Raw genomic sequence first — 19,328 nt, 5'->3', positions numbered from 1 at the left:
TGGTTCGGCAGGTTTGTCGGTGACCTGTGGCACAGTCGGAGTAACTGGGACTAAGGGCGGATTGATCGTGACTAATGGGTATTTGTCAGACCAGGCGAATGACGAGGAGTTTCGCTTGGCCCGTGAGCTGGACAAGGTTGCGCTCTTCTTCGAAATGAATCTTGACGAGGATGAAATTCGTAGAACGCAAGAGCTGTACGGCCGGGTTGCTGTGCGATTTCTTCCGTTGCATGGTGCTGCCGCACTGATTAAGAAGTATCCGGCGCTGACGCTGACGACTTTGGTGGGGCACGCAGGTCTCGCGTATGAACAAGGGCGTTACTGGGAGAGTTTCTGGGCAGAGCTGGACCTAGAGCACGACGCCGAGGTCGAAAATGCTCTGAGGGGTGCGCTCGCTGGCCTACTCAAGAAGTTCGGATTGAGGGAGTTTCCCGAGATTTCGGGCAGTTACATCAGGGTGATGGCTATGCGCGCGGGAATTCCAGTGCATTGTCTAGATGATGTGATCGACCTGATCGAGGAACATCTCTTACATGGGCGCGATCCCAGTGGGGCGTCACTTCTCGAGTGGCTCACTGAACCTGGAATGGGTTATCGGCTAAACAGGCTCGATTCTCCCGTACGGAACTTTCTTCAGCTAGGTGGCGAGGTTGCGATTGACATTCTGGACCGAATTATCGAATTCGTGTGCTTCACATCTGTGAAACCTGATGTGTGGAATGACCTCGACCTTGAAACATCGACAACGGGGTTACCTACTCTGATCCTCGATGGGCTGATCGAGAGATTGCAGGAGCGGCCGTTTGGGCAATCTATTGACAAGCCGATGCGACGCACTCGATCACGCAAGCCTACTCTGTCATTTTCCGTGCAAGACGACCAGATCATGATTGGTGTGCCCTACCCGGCCGACTCCGCTGAAAAGCCCTGGAAACTTTCGCTCAATGGGAATACGCGTGAGATCTATGCCGACCGTGGCTGGGGCGTCGATGCTGATGGTGAGCATCCTTTGACCCCAGTGACAGTCACGGCCCCTGCTCGGGAAATACTCCTACGTCACGAATCTACGGGGGCAAATTATCGAATACCATTGGTGGACAAGGCAGATCCACTCTTGTTGTTCACCGCAGATGGTCGATTAATTCAGCGACATACTCCTCTTCCTCGTGGGGTCGTGTGGGCGGTATTCCCGCACGACGCAACGATTATCGACGCGATGACCGGAGATAATCTTGAGCCGCTGGCCGACCCGCGGGTTCCTTCGGGTTGGCGAGGCTGGAAAGTTTGGGGCATCGATCTAAGTGCCAAAACGTCGATAGTGGTCAAGCGAGTGGGCATCGACGCGCCGATACGTGGTGTGCGTTCGCTCGGCGCTCCACGTTACGAGCCCGCCGACCCGGTCAAGGGCCTCAAGACGACCAATGGATTGTCGGTTTACGGAGGGAGGCCGACCATTAAGCTGCCGCCGCATCTGGGGAGTCATCCCGAAGTGTGGAGCGTGAAGGTTCGGCGCTCGGGTGAGACGAATTGGATAGCCCAAGAGCAATGGGAATCGGGCAGCGTGGACACCTATCTCGATCCCTTCGACGGTGTGCCAGCGGGGTTGCTCGGACTGTATGAGATTGTGGTCAGTGGCGCGGTGGGATCAGACCTTCGCCATACGTTGTTCATTGCCGAAGGGCTACACGTCGACCATGGAATCGAATTCCGTTGTCCGGTCGTTGGTGGTTTGACGCCCAGCACTACAAACGTGGAATGTGCGCAACCGCTTTCTGTCGACCAGGCGTCGATCAATTTTTCGACTGATGTTCGGGATAGCTATGTCCGAATTGATAGTGGCACAGCATCATTCAAGCTAGTTGTGACGCCGCCGTACTTCGAATCGCGAATCGATACAATGGGAACGCCTGCGCAATGGCGGACCACGGCCCAGATTCTCAAGCCCTCAGACCTCGAGGTGCATGCAGTAGCTGCAGCCCGGGTTCCGGGCGAGGTGACGGTCAAATTCGCCTTGACAGATGATGCTGGTTCTGTTCTCCAGGAGGAAGATTCGGAAGCGCGGGCGGACAATATCTTTCAGATATCTACGCGAACTTTCGTGGACACGGCTCGGAAAAACGGGGCTTGCCAACTGGTAGCGCGAATTGACGACCAGCGCGACTGTACCCATACGCTCACAATTGCCCAGATTCGACAAGCACGACTGTGTGGATCAGTTCGACTGAGCGGGAAAGATCTTGTATTTGAAGATCTTGCCGACGAGGAAAACCTGGCAGTGTTTCTCTGGGCCGCTACTGCGCCCTGGAAGCCAGTGGCCCGGATCGACATCTTGGGAAATCGGGCAACTTTGCCGGAAGGCCTACATGCCGCGGGCGCGTTGCTCGTGCAAGTTTTCGTCGATGATCCGTGGGTAACGATCGCCCGTCCTAGTCGCCCAGACTGGACCGCGCATCGGATCGAGCAACAGGGTTGGGTTCGGGATGATGCTGGCGGCTACGAAGCCCTCTCCCGATTCTTGTCCGGAAACGGTGCGCCACCGATGTCCGAGGACGTGGTGTCGGCTGCCGTAGCGGCATTGGTGCTGTTGCCGAAGGAACCGACTGACGCTCACAGTGAACGAGTTCGCGGTGCTCTCACCAGGATTCTGTGCCGGCATCCACGCTCCTCGCTGGAAGCATTGGGCGACAGCATAATTCCATCAGACGAGATGATGGGGCTGCTTATACGAACGCACTTAGTTGGAATGGCATTCTCCGCTAGCTTCACCCTCAATGAAGTGCATTCGCACGCGTGGGTGGGGTGCATGGTGGAGATCGCTGACTTGCCTTCGCTGTATTCCCGCAGGGACAAGGTGTTTGCCGAACGATCAGAAACGCTCGGGTATCTGGAGAATCAGGGTGGCACGACGCTAATTGAACTTCTGAGCGATGGAAAATCTTCCTTGCCCAAGCCCGGTGTATTAGACCGGGCAGCACTGGTTATCGCCGAGTGGACGCACGAAGCAAGAGACGAATTCTTTCTTACATTCGAGCTGGCACCTGGGGCATTGTTGGATGCTGATATGAGGACAGCGGCGACGGTTGACGCCTTTCATCGACGTGGTGAGTGGTCTTCTGATCCAGTGCAGACGGACTTTGCAGCTGACTCGAGGAGGGCCTTGCGAGAGATCAAAGCAGTTGCACCACAGATATTTGATGCCATCCAGGTCCGGAATGTCGCAATAGCCGGCGTTGACTTGGCCGAGTACCCATGGATGGCGCTTTCAGTACAGTCTCTGACCATGGCAGCAGTTGCGCGGTTGGACGCGCGAGGTGAGTTTGAGTGTTCACCGATGACGTCCGACATGCGCGAAGGGTGGGCGCGGATGGCTGATCTCTTCCCAGCAATGGTCGCAACGGATCTCCTAATCGCGGATGCACTTGTTACTCACACAATCTTTGGTGACCTGATCGGAGAAATCGCATGACAGACCGACTCGATCCTTTGGCGGCTGGTGTAGGGATTGAGGCTAGTTATAAGCGCTATCTGAAAACACTTCTTGCCCCTAGAGATCCGAAGCTTGCGGCCGCGTTTGACGCTGCGGTGGACGATACTTCGTTGCTCACGAAGGGGCCGATGCTCGAGCTGACGCCGCCGTACGCGCCCGGTGCGTCGCTTCGAGAATTAATTGGTGATGGTGTACTGCACCCAGATTTTGTTGAATTGGACAGCGAAGCAGTCCCGGTCGATCGTCCGCTCTATCGACATCAGGAGAGCGCAATCCGCAAGGTCGTTGCGGGTCGAAACCTAGTTGTCAGTACAGGTACTGGCTCTGGTAAGACCGAGAGTTTCCTGCTTCCCATTCTCAACTCATTGATTGAGGAGCGGGCGAATAGAACGTTGACGCCGGGTGTGCGGGCGTTGCTGCTGTATCCGATGAACGCGCTTGCCAACGACCAGCTCAAGAGGTTACGGACAATGCTCGCAACGATGCCGGACATCACCTTTGGTAGATATACGGGTGAGACTAAGGAATCAGAGAAGGACGCACGATCAATCTTTCGAACGCTCCACCCGGGGCAGGCGCCGTTGCCGAACGAGATGCTCAGTCGTGAGGAAATGCGCGAACGGCCACCGCACATATTGCTGACTAACTACGCGATGCTTGAGTACCTACTGCTGCGACCTGCCGATCTGGATCTGTTCGACGGTGAGCACGCTGGCACGTGGAAGTACATTGCACTAGACGAAGCGCATGTCTACGACGGTGCACAGGGCTCGGAAGTTGCGTTGCTGTTGCGGCGCCTGCGGGAACGGGTAGCGCGCGGGAAATCGCTGCAGTGCATTGCGACGTCCGCCTCGCTGACGGGAAAGAGCGCGGAAACTCAAGGTTCAGAGGCAACGACCTTCGCCCACAAACTTTTTGACGTACCTTTCGAGTTCGTTGGCGACGACGACAGTCGACAGGACTTAGTGACGGCGGCACGGCTACCGCGACGCGGCGCACCGACGTGGACCATCGATGACGATTCGTTGATGGATCTTGCTCGGCCTGATGCTGATCTAAGTTCACTGGGTGGGCACTCTGTTAGCGGGGATTTCGCAGACGCACTCCATGATGAACAGCGGATTGCGGATCTCAAGTCGATAGTCTCCCGAGGTCCTGCCGACGTCCGTACATTGGCATCAAAGCTGTGGCCAGACGACCCTGAAGCGATGGTAAGGCTTGAGGCGCTAGTGGCGCTCGGTTCCAAAGTGAGTGATGCAAGTGGTAATCCAGTTCTGTCTGCGCGCTATCACATGTTTGTGCGCGCAACGGAAGGAGCTTACGTCAGTTTCACCGACGAGCTACCCCGCGTTTTTCTTGGGCGTCATGAGATTGATCCCGAGACGAGGAGAGCGGTATTTGAATTCGGTACCTGTCTACGTTGCGGCGCAGTGCATTTGGCCGGGAATGTTTCTGTGCATCAGGGTCGCCAGTTCTTCCGTCCAGCGAAAAACGATTCGTCGGTACGTTGGCTCGTACTGACAGGTACCGACGACGTCGGCATGGTCGACGAGGATGAGACGACACTTGCGGAGGATCTCGATACCGGGGTGTCGACCGGTATGAGAAACCTCTGCACAGGCTGCGGCCTGTTGAGCGGTTCGTCTGAATGTGTAGACAGTGAATGCCCAGGCGGTCCAGTACTGCAAGTACGTGAACATGCTGCGGCGACTCGCGTGATGAGCAAGTGCACCGAGTGCGGAGCGCGGTCCCGCCAGGTGATTCGTAGACTTCGGACCGATACCAATGCTGCGCCTGCAGTGATTACCACGGCGCTCTATCAACATCTGCCGCGTGCAGCCGACGAAACCGTCGAACAGGTCGGCGAGGGACGCAAGCTCCTGATGTTCTCCGACTCGCGGCAAGCCGCAGCATTCGCTGCGCCGTATCTTGCGCGCACGTATGGTCGGATGCTTGAGCGTCGATACGTCACTCAAGCGCTGTCGGATCCGAAGAATATCGACGAGGAATTCTCGGTAGAGGATCTCGCCGATGAAACTCGAAGAATTGCGACGAAGGCGCAGTACTTCGACGAGCGGGCCACCCGGAAAACTACCCTTCGCGTCGTAAATCCTTGGATAATGGCGGAACTGATGAGTATGGACGAACGTCAGTCGCTCGAAGGTTTGGGACTGATGCGAGTTTCCTTGTTTCGATCGCGGAAGACTGAACTGCCTAAGGGGTTCTTGCATTTGGGGCTCACGCCGGACGAAGTATGGGGCTTGTTCGAAGAACTTCTGAAAACCATTCGATTGCAAGGCGCGATGACCTTGCTGCCCGAGGTCGATATCAAAGCGTCGATTTTCGAGCCACGGAATACTCAGATCCGTATTCGGTCGATGGATTCGGATCGAAACAAGCGCATTATCAGCTGGCTCCCGGGAGGCCACGCGGGCACAACGAACAATCGAATCCTTTTCGTACGGAAGGTGCTTGCCGCACTCGGCTCCGACGTGCCTGCAGATAAGGTTCTGAACAGTTGTTGGAAGTTTCTTCTTGACGAGGGATACGTGACTCCCAAGACTGACAACTTTGCCGGTGATGTCTATCAGGTAGATCACGAACAACTCCGTATTCGACCTGGCGTCGAGAGCAGGTGGCACCAGTGTTCCGCGTGCAGACGCCTGAGCGCGAACAACGTTCGCGATCTCTGCGCGCATGGAACCTGCGATGGGACTTTGCGTGAATTCGAAGTCCCACCAGTGGAGCACGATGCCAATCACTACCGCTCGGTCTATCGCACTCTTAACGCAGTCCCACTTGCCGCCGAGGAGCATACGGCCCAGTGGGAAGCCACAAAGGCAGCGGAGATCCAGCGCGAGTTCGTCTCTGGCGGAATCAACGTGCTCTCTTGCTCTACGACTTTTGAGCTCGGCGTCGATGTAGGTGAACTGCAGGCCGTGGTTCTTCGGAACATGCCACCAAAGACAGCGAATTACGTCCAGCGGGCTGGACGGGCAGGTCGTCGCGCCGCATCTGCGGCATTGGTCCTGACTTATGCGAAACGTAGTTCCCACGACCTGACGAAGTTCCAGAAGCCGGAGTCCATGATCGCTGGTGAGATGCGCATCCCTTGGATCCCCATCGAGAACGAACGAATCGGGCGCAGGCATGCGCATTCTGTCGCGCTTTCTGCATACTTCCGTCATCGCTTTGAACGAGATGGGCTTACGTGGAAGCATGCGGGCGCATTCTTCTCGCCAAGTGATGACGGCCAGGATTCTCCGGCGTCCCAGGTTCGAATGTTCCTCACTCCAGTTCCCAAAAGCATCCACGATGCACTCCTACAAATTCTTCCGTCGCCAGTTGCGGAGATCATCGGAGTGCACGACGAGACCTGGGTTGATCGGCTTTGTGAGCTCATGGCGACAGCTGAGCAAGAGATGTGCAACGACATTGATACCTTCAAAGCGTTGATTGAGGAAGCCAAGACATCAGACAAACTCGCATTCGGTGGACGGCTGCAGAAGACGCTCAAGACCATTGAAGAACGTCAGTTACTCGGATATCTAGCGAACAAGAACATCCTTCCTAAGTACGGCTTCCCAGTGGACACCGTCGAACTGCGAACCGCGCATTGTGAGGGTGACGTTGGTGCGCGGCTTGAGCTTTCTCGTGATCTGAGCCAAGCCATTTTCGACTACGCGCCAGGCAATCAGGTGGTAGCAGGGGGCAAGTTGTGGACCTCCCGCGGACTCCACAAGCTACCTAAACGGGAACTTGAGGAACTCAAATATCGGGTGTGTCGCAACTGCAACGAGTTTGAGTGCGGACACGAACTTGATGTCGAGACTCAGTGTCCCAGTTGTGAGCAGGAGTTTGGCAGGATCCGCACGTTCGTCGTGCCTGAGTTCGGATTTGTGGCCGACAGGAAGGTTGACGATGTGAAAACAGAACCTCCCCAGAGGCTTTGGGGTGGTGCAAGTTACGTTGAGAGCATCGGCAAAGTTACTGAGACTTTCGAGTGGCAATCGACAGGTGGAATGGAAGTGAAGGCGCGTGCAGGCACGCGCGCGCGGATGGCCGTGATATCCGAGGGCAATGGAGCCGGTTTCTACCTCTGCGGCTGGTGTGGGTGGGCCGAGGCGTCGACAGGAAAGCCAATCAAGGGCGGGCACCAGCGGCCTGCGACCGGGGGTGCGTGCGAGGGACGACCACAGGTAGTTTCACTGGCACATCGCTACGAGACTGATGTCGCAGAGTTCACGTTCGGAGACATGTCCTATGACAAGGAATCTGAATCACGTTGGCTATCGGTGCTGTACGCCCTCCTGGAAGGCGCTTCAGAGGCGCTAGAGATTAGCCGTGACGATATTGATGGCACATTGTCGTGGAGTAAGGAACGTAAACGAAGCATTGTTCTCTTTGACACTGTTCCCGCCGGTGCCGGCGCTGCAAAGAAGATTGCAGAGAATCTTGAAAAGGTTATTCAGTTTGCAGTCGATCGGGTTAGTCATTGTGATTGTGGCTCGGAAACATCGTGCTACGGATGCCTACGCTCATTCCGCAACGAACGATTTCATGAACGGCTTACGAGGGATGGAGCGTTGGCCATCTTCCAATGGCTCGAGGTCGTCGGCGTTGATGGTGCGGTAGCCGGACCATGGGGTGAAAACCTCGTGCACACACCAGAATCCGTTGTCGAACTGCTACTCGAACTGTCGTTGCGTGGCGCGGTGAAGCCAGATATCGGCATAGATCTCGGCACGCACTATTGGCCAATCGAGGCCGTCTGGCCTGACTCGCGGATTGTGCTCGTGGAAGGTGATGATCCAGATCGAGACAGCGGACTGGGTGCAGATGGGTACAAGGTAATCAATATTGTCGATGCTGACGCGGACTTGCTGCTTGGCATGATCGCCGGTGGATGATCGTGGATTTGCGTGCTCGATAATCAAGTACTTCGCGGCGCATGCACCTTGCGGAGGTGCATGCGCCTGCAGGGTCGACTTTGTCGATTCCGACTCAAGATCAGGACGGACAGTCACTACTTGCTGGGCGTCGAGGTGACGGCCCTGATGCTGAGCTCGCCGTCTGCGTCATCGCCGCACGCGCAGTCACAGTCTCCGCCGCAACCGCCGGGATTGCAGCCTCCGGCGTAGCTGTCGTCATCGGCGTCGCAGTCGAGGGACCCGCCGAAAGATTCAGCAAAATCGTCGTCGAGTTCGTGAGTGAAGTCGTGAACCTCGTCGATCAGGTTCAGCAGATGTTGTGGAGCGAAGGGGTCCGCGTCGAGCATCGTGGAGACCAGCAGGTGGTCACCGCTGAAGGCGAAACGGAGGCGCGGCCATTCCTGCGCGAGTTCGATGAGTCGAGTCGCAGCGTGCGAGGGATTGCCGAGGCCGGTAAGGACCGAGGACCAGACGTTGATCTGGGGTCCGTCGTCGGCGACGGTCACGTAGACGACAAATCCGTGAACCGGTACGACGATGTCGCCATCGTCATCGGTGGCAGGCTCACTACCCAGTAGTTCGGCGAGGGTCTGGACGCACAGGCGAACCAACTCGTCGCGCTCGTCCGTCACCAAGGCAATTGCGCCGTTGATGTGGAGGGGCTGGTCGGCGGTCGTGTCTTGGTCGCTCATGGATCCTCATGTTCTGTGCCAGTCCGAGCAGGCGCTGGGCACTGTTTTCGTACGGTAGCTGTCAGGTCTACGGTAATCGGCGCACACTATTGTCCGCGCAGTGGATGATCAAAGATGCCTGGGTAGGTCCGTGTTGATCTGGACTTGACAGCCGACCAGCGACGAGATGCGAGCCCCGACAAATCGGGCAACCTTGTGCCAGTGAGTATCTCGGCTGTCGGTAGGTAGATCTAGCCTCCATACATGACGGGTCAGCGAGTTCGGCGAGCTTCACATCTGCGTTTGGTACCTGCACATCAAGCGACGCAAAGCCAGATGAAGGTCCTTACGCCGAGGCAGATGCGGAATCAGCGTCGACGGCCGGAGGTGGCGAACTTTGTCATGCGGATCGAACTCGATTGCATCACGCCGCCTATTTGGAGACGGTTTTCGGTCCCGTCGAATATCGAACTGGACCAACTTCATTCGATTGTGCAGGCGGTGATGGGGTGGGGAGATCAACACGCTCATCAGTGGGTGAGTGTCCATCATTCAACGGACAATGGCCCAGATCGGTATATCGCGCCAGAGGTGATCGAGCGCGACGGATACCAGGAAGACGAGTTTGGTGAGGACGAAGTCCGGATCGACGAGGCAGTTACCGCGGTCGGGGAGTACGTCCGTTATGAGTACAACGCCCGCGCAAGGTGGAGTCACACGTTGGTTCTCGAGCAGATTGTCGAAGACCAGCCGATTTCTGAGCCATCCTGTCTCGACGGCGAGAGAGCGTGCCCGCCGGAGGATTCTGGCGGTCCGATCGGGTATCGCGAGTTCCTGAACGTGCAGGCGAGTACCGGACTGTTCGATCCCGAACGTTTTGTTCCCGCAGAGTCCAATGCAGCAGTCACCATTGCAGTGGCACTGCATAAGTCACCACCTGTGGGAAGCTCGGTGTTCGAGAAGTTCTTGCGCCGCCTGTCGGTTCATTCCGCGCCGAAACTGTTTGCCGCAGTTGCCAAATCGGAGCTTCGTGGCGGATATGACAACTATTTCGAGGTGATGCGTGAAGGAGTAACCCGCCAACTGCTGTGGCTGCTGAACTCCGCGCGAGGTGGTGGGATTGTTTTGACGGCGTCCGGGGCACTTCCTTCGGACCATGTTGCGGACGCCCGAGACGAACTCGATTGGGGCGGTGACTGGATCGATGTCACGGCAGGGAGTGACTCGCAATTGGCAGTACTCGTTGAAGCCGCCAAGACACTGCTATTTGTCCGGAAACTCCGAGGCACTTTGATTCTGACTCGACTCGGAGCGTCAGTGCTTGCATATGAAGGCGAGCTGTGGCGTCACATCGTGACGGCCATGCCGTTGGGAAAGGGTGAGTTGGCGCAGGAAGCCGGCCGAATTCTGTTCCTTACGTTGGCTGCCGGCTTGTCGGAGTCCGAACGTAGTGAAGTGATGATCGAAGGCCTCACGGCATTGGGTTGGTCGACAACAGACGGAACACGACTCGGGGACGACGATTGGACGTGGATGGTGCGAGACACTCTCGTGTACCTGCGAATGATCGGGGCGATTGTCTCCAATCCGCTGGACCAGCATGTTTCCGCCGATCCCGAGTGGGGTCGACGGTTTGCCAGGATGGTCCTGTCGAAGTAGCTGAGCGATCGAATCGAGCATCGATTTCAATCGATGCGGAGTTGTTATATGCGCTGGAAGCGCATGATTTTTCTGCGGCGGAATCATGAATATTTTCGGGTGGGAAAATATTGGAGTTTTTGCTCGAAATTGCCATCATGCTATGGTCGATTCTCGGTTGTTAAATTGCGTGGTCGAGCCAAAAGCTTGCGCAGAAGATTTATTTTGTGGAGGTTGGGTTTCCGAAAAGACGAAGTGCGTGTTGCTAGTCAATTGAATATGTGACCGGTGTTGGTATGGCGGTCGCTCCTAGGGCGTGCAGAAACGAAGCGCAAAGATCCTGAACAGGGGTTTTGTGCTTTGTTCTGCCGATTATGTGCGAAGGATGTGGCATGTGACGGGGTCCGACATGGTCCAGTTCAGTACCTTGGTAATTGTTTCACTGCTTGTTGCTTTTTATGGTGGAACTTTTCTGATTTCTCTTCGTATTGGTAAGAAACAGGAAAATGCCGACGGTTTTATGACCGCCGGAAACAAATTAGGATTTGGTGTTTCGGCCGCGAGCATGACGGCCACCTGGATTTGGGCGTCGTCGATGTACGCATCTGCCACTTCTGGCTACTCCTACGGAATCTCCGGCCCCATTCACTACGGTTTGTGGGGCGCGTTGATGATTCTCTTCATTTATCCGTTCGGCCAGCGAATTCGCAAAGTAGCGCCGAAAGCCCACACCCTGGCTGAGGTCATGTACGCGCGGCACGGACGCTCGAGTCAGCTGATGCTCGCGGGTTCCAATATCGTCGGCAGTCTCATCAGTTTGATGTCGAACTTCCTCGCTGGTGGTCTGCTGATCGCGTTACTTTCGCCGTTCAACTTCATCCAGGGTGTGTTCATCGTTGCGCTGGGCGTTTTGCTGTACACACTGTGGTCGGGCTTCCGCGCTTCGGTGTTGACCGACTTCGTTCAGCTGATCGGAATGCTCGGTGCGGTAGCGGTTTTGGTGCCGTTCATCTTCTTTGCGGCAGGGTTCCCGGCAGCCTTCGAATCCGGGGCAGGCAACCTCACTGCCGAGCAGGGCAACTTCTTCTCGAGCGTTGCCTTCTTCGAGCAGGGCGCGCCGTACATCGCAGCAGTTCTTGCCTACGCAATCGGCAACCAGACCATTGCCCAACGTCTGTTCGCGGTCCGCGAAGACCTGATCAAGCCCACCTTCATCACCGCAACCGTCGGATACGGCGCAACGGTCATTGGTGTCGGAATGCTGGGTGTTCTCGCTCTATACCTCGGAATCGAGCCGATGGATGGTGACGTCAACAATCTGATTCCGCAGATGGCCGCGTCGTACCTGCCCGGAATTTTGCTGGCTGTCTTCTTTGTCATGATCATCGGCGCGCTGTCATCGACGGCGGACTCGGACCTTGCTGCGCTCTCGTCCATCGTGATGACCGACGTGTACGGCCAAGCCGTCGCAGGCAAGGCCAATGCGAACCCTCGACGGATGCTGCTCATCGGCCGAGTAACGATGATAGTTGCCACGGCGGCGGCTATCTCCTTGGCAAGTCTGCAACTGAGCATTCTTGATCTGTTGGTGTTCGTCGGCGCGCTGTGGGGCGCGCTGGTGTTCCCGGTTATCGCGAGCTTCTATTGGGGAAAGGTCACCAACAAGGCCTTCACTGTGTCGGTTCTGGTGGCGCTTGCCGCCTTCTTGCCCGTCCGATTCAGTTGGGTGCCGATGGATGGGATGTTCGGGATCTTCTCCGACATCGTTGCCGTTGTCGGTATCGGAGTGGTGCTGGGGCTCATGGCATTTGGATTCTTCGGCCTGAAGGTTGCGCAGATCGTCGGTGGCCTGGCGATCGTGCTGTCCGCGCCGTTCGCAATCGGCTTCCTGCACGACTACCCAACGCTCAGCGGTTCTTTGGTGGCCTATGCCGTCAGTACCGTCGTGTGCTTTGCGATGTCCGTCAATCAGCGTGAGACGTTCGATTTCGAACTGATCAAGCAGCGGACGGGAGACTTCGACGATGACGAGCTTCCTGCCGTGGGAGCGTCCGGAAAGTAACCGTCGAGACAAGTGGAAGGGCTACGAATGAGTACAGCTCTACTGACCATTTATGTTCTGATCTGGCCGGCGTTGGTCTTGGTCGTGCTGGGAGTCATCAGCAAGGGATTCTTCAAGGATTGGGCAACTGCTCGCCGCAACGGTGAGGATCTGGTCTAACTTTTCACGCCGCCACCGACGGACTTCTTGTCGGTGGCGGCGGTCATATTGCAATCGGGACTGGGGGCAGCGTTATAGTTGCCCAGTGCAACACGACGGAGCAATGGCGCTCACCGGTCCACCAGCGGTTCATGACGAGCTGGTGCACCTGACGCGGCAGTTGATGACGGGGGATCGGCATTCCGATGACCACCCGTCGATCGCCCAGCATTCGTTCCTCTCCTTCATCGGCCGCAATGACGGATGCAAGGCCACGGAGATCTCCGAAGTCTTCGGCGTCAACCGCTCGACCATCTCGCGCCAAGTGCGCGGGTGCATCGAGGCTGGCTGGGTGTATGCCGATCCGGGATCCGTTCGTCAGGGCAATCCGCTGCACCTCACGGAGGCTGGCCGCAAATACCTCGACGCCGCCGACGCGCGTCGGCTCGACCAAGTCGCCGGCAGGCTGCACGATTGGACCGAGTCCGAGGTCGCAGACTTCGCCCGCGCACTCCACCGCTTCAGAATCAGCATCGAATCGCAGACCAACGGAGATGACACCCTGTGAGTGAGTACAGCGCCAAAGCCCAGTTCACCATCTCCGACAATGAGTCCGTGGTGCACACCGTCTTCACTCACGCCGAGCGCACGCCCGAACTGACGGTGTTCTCCCGCCCCAAGGGCGAGGGTTGGGTAGATGTAACGGCTAAAGAGTTCGCCGAGCAGGTCACCGGCGTCGCAAACGGTCTCATTGCAGCCGGGGTGCAGGCAGGCGACCGCGTCGCACTCCTCTCCGCGACCCGATACGAGTGGACGCTCTTCGACTTCGCCATCTGGGCTGCCGGCGCCGCTACCGTTCCGATCTACGACTCGTCGTCTCAGGGGCAGGTCAGCTGGATCCTCGAAGACTCCGAGGCTGTCATCGCGATCGTCGAAACCGGCGCGCACGAGCAGCTGTTCCAGGACGCGCCAAGCTCTCTCAAGGCCGTCATGCAGATCGACGACGGAGCAGTCGAAAAGCTGACCGCACAGGGCGCCGACGTTGACGATACCGAGTTGAAGAAGCGACTCGCGGGCATCAAGGCCGACGATCTGGCGTCACTCGTCTACACCTCCGGCACCACAGGCCGTCCCAAGGGATGCATCCTCACGCATCGTAACTTCCTGTCCGAGGTGCGCGGGATTCTCACGGCATCGATCGGCAAGGTGGCGGTTCCGGGAAACCGAGTCCTGACCTTCCTCCCGCTCGCGCACGTACTGGCCCGCGCGGTGTCCCTTGCGACGTTCGAAGCTGGTGCGTCGCAGGCGCACTGGTCCGACTTTGCCACCATCACAACCCAATTCGAGCGTTATAAGCCCAACACCATCCTCGGTGTTCCGCGTGTCTTCGAAAAAGTTCGTGACGGCGCAGCACGCAAGGCGGAGTCCGGTGGAAAGATTCCCGGCGCGATCTTCGCCTTCGCAGAAGCCACTGCAAAGGAGTACAGCCAGGCTCTCGACAAGGGCGGTCCCTCGCTGATCCTGAAGGTGAAGCACGCAGTGGCAGACAAGCTCGTGTACTCGAAACTCCGCGCGGCTCTCGGCGGCGAGTGCTGGTTCGCGATCTCCGGCGGCGGCGCCCTCACTCCTGAACTGGGGCACTTCTTCCGTGGGCTCGGAGTTCCGATCTACGAAGGCTATGGCCTCACCGAAACCACAGCAGCGCACTGCGTCAACGTCCCGGGTGCTCAGAAGATCGGAACCGTCGGACAGCCGATGGGCGGCAACGGGGTTCGCATCGCCGAGGATGGCGAGATCGAACTCAACGGTGGAGTCGTCTTCAAGGGATACTGGAAGAACGACAAGGCCACCGAAGAGACATTCGTCAACGGCTGGATGCGAACCGGTGATCTCGGTGAACTCGACAGCGAAGGTTACCTTTCCATCACCGGACGCAAGAAGGATCTTCTGGTGACGGCGGGCGGCAAGAACGTCTCGCCCGGCCCGATGGAAGACCGTATCCGTTCGCATTCCATCGTCTCGCAGGCAGTCGTCGTCGGCGACGGGAAGACCTACATCACGGCGTTGCTGACCGTCGACCCCGAGGTGTTCGAGAAGTGGAAGGCGGAGAACGGCAAGCCTTCTGGTGCCACCGTCGCCGAACTACGTGACGACAAGGACCTTCGAGCGGAGCTGCAGAAGGCCGTCGACGACGCCAATGCCGCTGTCTCACATGCAGAGTCGATCAAGAAGTTCGTCATTCTCGATCGCGATCTGACCGAGGAAGACGGTGAGATGACAGCGACGCTCAAGATCAAGCGCAATGTCGTCGTCGATCGGTTCTCGAAAGAGATCGAAGGAATGTACGCGAAGAGCTAGGCGCGTTTGGGGAACTGCTCGCGGTAAGCCATCACGTCGTCGAGGCGGAACCTGCGGTGGGTGCCGCGTAGTTCGATCGGGAGTTTCCCGGCGTCGGCGAGTTTGCGCACATACGTGTCCGAAACGCCGAGGATCTCTGCTGCCTGCGAGGTGGTGAGGAGCTCTGCGACTGGCCCGAGGGCGACGCTGTCCCCGGCAGCGAGGTAGGTCAGGAGCTGCACGACGGCGTCGCCGACCGACGGTGGAATCTCGATCCGGACGCCGTCGAACACCAGCGTGGTCGTGTCCGCCGAGGTTGCGGCTCTCTGGGTCAGGGCCGTTTTGATTCGCTCGGCAGCATCGCCGTCGACTGCGGAAACGATGTGGTCGATGCTCACGCGGTATATCTCCGATCGAAGGCAGTGTTTCGCAAGCATAGACAGCGACAGTGTCCGTCGGCACGCTGGCTAGCGCCGTGTGCGTTGCATTACATGAGTGCCGTGAGTGGAAAACTATTTACCCACGTAGATCGGAATTCGAAGGTTTTGGCGCCCAAAGATATTCGACTCGACGCATATGTAACTCACCAAATTTGGTGTACCCGCAAGTAACATTCTGAGCGTGGCTAGACGATCGGTAACGGTGAGATTCGACGTAGAGGAACTGAGGGCCCTAGAGACCCTCCAAGAGCTCACGGGCGCGGACATTTCCAGCGTCATACGTGAAGCTGTGATCGAGCATGCTCGCCGATGTGTTGCGCAGGGAAAGCCCCGCGACATCGCCGAGCGACGCAAATCGCTGACCTTGCAGGAAGCCTTCGCCAAGTATTCCGCGTTGTGCACCGGTGAGGAGCGGGAAGCGTCGTAGCGCATCTGTCCACGCGATGGTGACCGGTTGAGTTCACAGTGATTCTGACTGTGGCGCTAGGTAGTTCGTTCGAGGAATATTGCGGCAACAGAAGTGTTGCGTAGACCTCTGACAGGAGCTGGCCAGTGACGGACGTCCTCGAACTCTCCACCGATGTATTGGTGATCGGTGGTGGCCCCCGCCGGCGCATGGGCAGCGTTGCGCGCGGCCAAGGCCGGTGCAGACGTCGTCCTGGTCGACAAGGGCTACTGCGGAACGAGCGGCGCAACGGCCCCCTCCGGAACGGGTGTTTGGTACGTCGAACCGGATACGACTGCCCGTGAGCGGGCCAAGGCCGGTCGTGAGGCGCTCGGCGGATATCTTGCCGACCACCGTTGGATGGACCGCGTCCTCGAGCAGACCTACTCCAACATGGATCTCCTCGCGGTGGAGGGCAGATATCCGTTCCCCGTCGACTCCAGCACGGGCAAGCAGATCCGCACCGGCTTGCAGGGGCCTGAGTACATGCGACGGATGCGCACCTGGATTCGTCGAACCGGTGTGCGGATCCTCGATCATTCGCCGGCGCTGGAGTTGTTGGTGGACGGCGAAGGGCGAGTTCGCGGAGCGGCGGGCTACCAACGCCACGAGCACCAGGATTACCGAGTCTCGGCAGGCGCGGTAGTGGTCGCCAGCGGAGGTTGTGCGTTTCTGTCCGGTGCGTTGGGTACCAACGTCGATACCGGTGACGGTGCATTGATGGCAGCCGAAGTCGGAGCGGAGTTCTCTGGGATGGAGTTCTCCAACGCGTACGGAATTGCAGCGGCCGGATCGACGATCACCAAGACGGCTTACTACGCGTACGCGACGTTCTTTCACGCAGACGGAAGCGTGCTCGAAGGGGCCGGTTCGGCGAAGGGGAGGTCCGTCATCGCCAGCACGTTGCGGAACGAGCCGGTCTTCGCGCAGATCGATCGGGCCGACGCTGATGTACAGCGTCGAATGAGGCTGGGGCAACCCAACTTCTTCCTGCAATTCGATCGCCGCGGAATCGATCCCTTCACCGACAAATTCGAGGTCGGCATGCTCGCTGAAGGCACGGTGCGCGGCACTGGGGGAATCAACGTCGTCGACGACGATTGCGCGTCATCCGTTCCAGGACTGTTTGCCGCCGGGGACGCAGCGACCCGAGAGCGAATCTGCGGAGGGTTTACCGGCGGGGGAAGTCACAACGCCGCGTGGGCGATGTCTTCTGGTTCGTGGGCGGGAACCGGTGCTGCGCGCTATGCGCTGTCGGTCGGACGTGGGTCTACCAGTGGTCTTCGCGGAGCAGGAACCGTCGGATTGCGTAATCCGGTACGAACCGGGTTTGCTGCCGACGATGTGGTGAAAGCTGCTCAGGCGCAGCTGATTCCCTTCGACAAGAACTACCTCCGCAGCGGTGATCGAGTATCCGCAGCGCTCGGTGAGCTCGAATCGCTGTGGGGTGCAGTGAGGTCGGATCTGGGCGCGGATCCAGCAGGTCGGATGGCGGCGCGGCAGGCTGCCGCGATCACGGCCGTCGGTCGCTGGATGTACCACTCGACGTTGGCGCGGACCGAGACTCGGGGAATGAGCAAGCGAGACGATTATCCCGAACTCGATGTGACGCAGCACCATCACGTCCTCACCGGCGGTTTGGATTCGGTGTGGACCCGGACTTCTGAATCTGTCGGGTCTGCACTGGTGGCGTCATGATCGAGCTGGTGTCCGCGCCTGACTGCATCGGCTGCGACAAGTGCGTAGACGTTTGTCCTACAGATGTTTTCGATCGGACGCCGTCGGGCGTCCCGGTGATTGCGCGCCAATCGGATTGCCAGACCTGCTTCATGTGTGAGGCATATTGCCCGACGGATGCGCTGTATGTGCATCCGCAATCCACGCCGTTGGAAACGGCCGATGTGATCGAGGACGATCACATCGGCCGCTACCGAGAGAAGATCGGATGGGGCAAAGGGCGGGCACCTGGGTCCCTGACTGCGGTGGGCCCGGAGGTGCCCCGTCCGGTTACGACCTGACGAGAATCTTGACTGCAGTGTCGTTGTGCTCGATCAGAGTGGTGAATCCTTCGGAGATCAATTCTTCGAGCTGAATACGACCGGTGATGAATGGCGCCAGATCGACGACACCGTCCTGGACCATCTTGATGACCGCTTCATGGTCGCGTACGTACGCGATGGTTCCGCGTAGGTCGATTTCCTTGAGGACCAGCTTCTGCATGTCGATGGTCGCGGGCTTGCCCCAAATCGACACGTTGACAACAACTCCAGCAGGCCTGACCGTGTCGAGCATGGTGTCGAGTACTGCGTTGACGCCTGCGCACTCGAAACCGATGTCTGCGCCGATGCCTCCGCTGAGTTCGAGGACGCGCGCTTTGACGTCTTCGGTGGTGGGATCGATGACGTAGTCGGCGACTCCACTGGAGAGGGCCTTGGCTTTGCGGGCCTCGCTGAGTTCGGTGACGATCGTCGTGACACCCAGACCCTTGAGGACTGCCGCAACGAGGAGTCCGATCGGTCCGGCTCCGCCCACGATGGCGACGTTGCCGCTTTCGGCTCCACTGCGTACGACGGCGTGATGGGCGACGCTCAACGGTTCGATGAGAGCTGCCTCGTCGAGCGGGATGTTGCCGATCTTGTGGATCCAGCGACGGTCGACGACGACCTTCTCGCTGAGTCCGCCACCGCCGCCGGCCAAGCCGATGAACCCCATCTTCGTACACAGGTGGTAGTTGCCCGCCTTGCACGGGGCGCACTCGTTGCAGACGAAGTACGGCTCGACGACAACATTTTCACCGACCTCGACGTCCGTGACACCTTCGCCGACCTCTTCGACGGTGCCGGAGAACTCGTGGCCCATCGTGACCGGCGCATTCTCGTGTGAGAGAGGATGCGGGTGTCCGGGTGCGGAGATGAAGATCGGTCCCTCGAGGTACTCGTGGAGATCGGTGCCGCAGATTCCGCACCATGCGACCTTCAGCTTGACTGTTCCTGGCCGCAATTCGGGCTCAGGGATCTCTTCGATCCGGATGTCTTTCTGCCCGTGGAACCGTGCTGCCTTCATTGATCCGCACCTCACTTCGTTGTGAATCCCCTGGTAGATCGACGTTAGGCCGATTGTTGGCGTGGGTGAAGGGTTGCAACGGAATGCAATGGGGTGGAACCGATCGGTCCTGGGGA

General features: G+C 58.2%; 12 protein-coding genes and 1 pseudogene. 10 read left to right on the top strand and 3 right to left on the bottom strand.

Features of this window, described 5'->3' with window-relative positions:
- Positions 1-115 precede the first annotated feature (115 nt).
- The gene (locus V3587_RS26640) at positions 116-3,466 is read left to right on the top strand and encodes a hypothetical protein (RefSeq protein ID WP_283377524.1); all 3,351 of its coding nucleotides are present in this window, start codon (positions 116-118) and stop codon (positions 3,464-3,466) included.
- Positions 3,463-8,397, top strand: coding sequence for a DEAD/DEAH box helicase (locus tag V3587_RS26635; RefSeq protein ID WP_283377523.1), 4,935 nt, complete (start codon positions 3,463-3,465; stop codon positions 8,395-8,397). The genes V3587_RS26640 and V3587_RS26635 overlap by 4 nt, the downstream gene beginning before the upstream one ends.
- 116 nt (positions 8,398-8,513) lie before the next feature.
- Here V3587_RS26635 and V3587_RS26630 read toward each other — a convergent pair whose 3' ends face one another.
- Positions 8,514-9,110, bottom strand: coding sequence for a T3SS (YopN, CesT) and YbjN peptide-binding chaperone 1 (locus tag V3587_RS26630; protein WP_047270235.1), 597 nt, complete (start codon positions 9,108-9,110; stop codon positions 8,514-8,516).
- A 339-nt stretch (positions 9,111-9,449) separates the two neighbouring features.
- Between V3587_RS26630 and V3587_RS26625 the strand changes: the two genes are divergently transcribed.
- The 5 genes from V3587_RS26625 to V3587_RS26605 all read left to right on the top strand — a co-directional run bounded on the left by V3587_RS26625 (position 9,450) and on the right by V3587_RS26605 (position 15,285).
- Entirely contained in the window at positions 9,450-10,748 is a 1,299-nt protein-coding gene (locus V3587_RS26625; protein WP_311094881.1) for a plasmid pRiA4b ORF-3 family protein, read from the top strand.
- A 388-nt stretch (positions 10,749-11,136) separates the two neighbouring features.
- Positions 11,137-12,789 carry a sodium:solute symporter family protein gene (locus V3587_RS26620; protein WP_283377532.1) on the top strand — a complete coding sequence of 551 codons (1,653 nt, stop codon included), beginning with the start codon at positions 11,137-11,139 and terminating at the stop codon, positions 12,787-12,789.
- Positions 12,790-12,816: 27 nt separating this feature from the next.
- Complete coding sequence (locus V3587_RS26615; RefSeq protein ID WP_003941363.1) at positions 12,817-12,948, top strand: putative transporter small subunit; 132 nt, start codon at positions 12,817-12,819, stop codon at positions 12,946-12,948.
- 103 nt (positions 12,949-13,051) lie between these two features.
- Complete coding sequence (locus tag V3587_RS26610; protein ID WP_007726042.1) at positions 13,052-13,495, top strand: MarR family winged helix-turn-helix transcriptional regulator; 444 nt, start codon at positions 13,052-13,054, stop codon at positions 13,493-13,495.
- The gene (locus tag V3587_RS26605; RefSeq protein WP_030536812.1) at positions 13,492-15,285 is read left to right on the top strand and encodes an AMP-dependent synthetase/ligase; all 1,794 of its coding nucleotides are present in this window, start codon (positions 13,492-13,494) and stop codon (positions 15,283-15,285) included. The genes V3587_RS26610 and V3587_RS26605 overlap by 4 nt, the downstream gene beginning before the upstream one ends.
- Here V3587_RS26605 and V3587_RS26600 read toward each other — a convergent pair.
- Positions 15,282-15,662: a helix-turn-helix domain-containing protein gene (locus V3587_RS26600; RefSeq protein WP_030536813.1), complete on the bottom strand. Its 381-nt coding sequence runs from the start codon at positions 15,660-15,662 to the stop codon at positions 15,282-15,284. The genes V3587_RS26605 and V3587_RS26600 overlap by 4 nt on opposite strands.
- Before the next feature lie 223 nt (positions 15,663-15,885).
- On the opposite strand from V3587_RS26600, the gene V3587_RS26595 reads away from it, so the two are divergent.
- From V3587_RS26595 to V3587_RS26585, 3 genes and pseudogenes are all read left to right on the top strand, one after another.
- Entirely contained in the window at positions 15,886-16,131 is a 246-nt protein-coding gene (locus V3587_RS26595; RefSeq protein WP_238054068.1) for a hypothetical protein, read from the top strand.
- A gap of 125 nt (positions 16,132-16,256) precedes the next feature.
- Positions 16,257-17,847 (top strand): annotated as a pseudogene (locus V3587_RS26590) (FAD-dependent oxidoreductase).
- Positions 17,844-18,167: a 4Fe-4S dicluster domain-containing protein gene (locus V3587_RS26585; RefSeq protein ID WP_007726052.1), complete on the top strand. Its 324-nt coding sequence runs from the start codon at positions 17,844-17,846 to the stop codon at positions 18,165-18,167. The pseudogene V3587_RS26590 and the gene V3587_RS26585 overlap by 4 nt, the downstream one beginning before the upstream one ends.
- Here the strand turns inward: V3587_RS26585 and V3587_RS26580 are convergent.
- The gene (locus V3587_RS26580) at positions 18,157-19,212 is read right to left on the bottom strand and encodes a 2,3-butanediol dehydrogenase (RefSeq protein WP_003941279.1); all 1,056 of its coding nucleotides are present in this window, start codon (positions 19,210-19,212) and stop codon (positions 18,157-18,159) included. The two genes, V3587_RS26585 and V3587_RS26580, sit on opposite strands and share 11 nt — an antisense overlap.
- Positions 19,213-19,328 lie beyond the last annotated feature (116 nt).

It is taken from the genome of Rhodococcus sp. IEGM 1306, from assembly GCF_036541985.1.
In the GTDB taxonomy this organism is placed as follows: Bacteria; Actinomycetota; Actinomycetes; order Mycobacteriales; family Mycobacteriaceae; genus Rhodococcus_F; species Rhodococcus_F qingshengii.
This window is presented reverse-complemented; position numbering and strand designations above follow the sequence as displayed.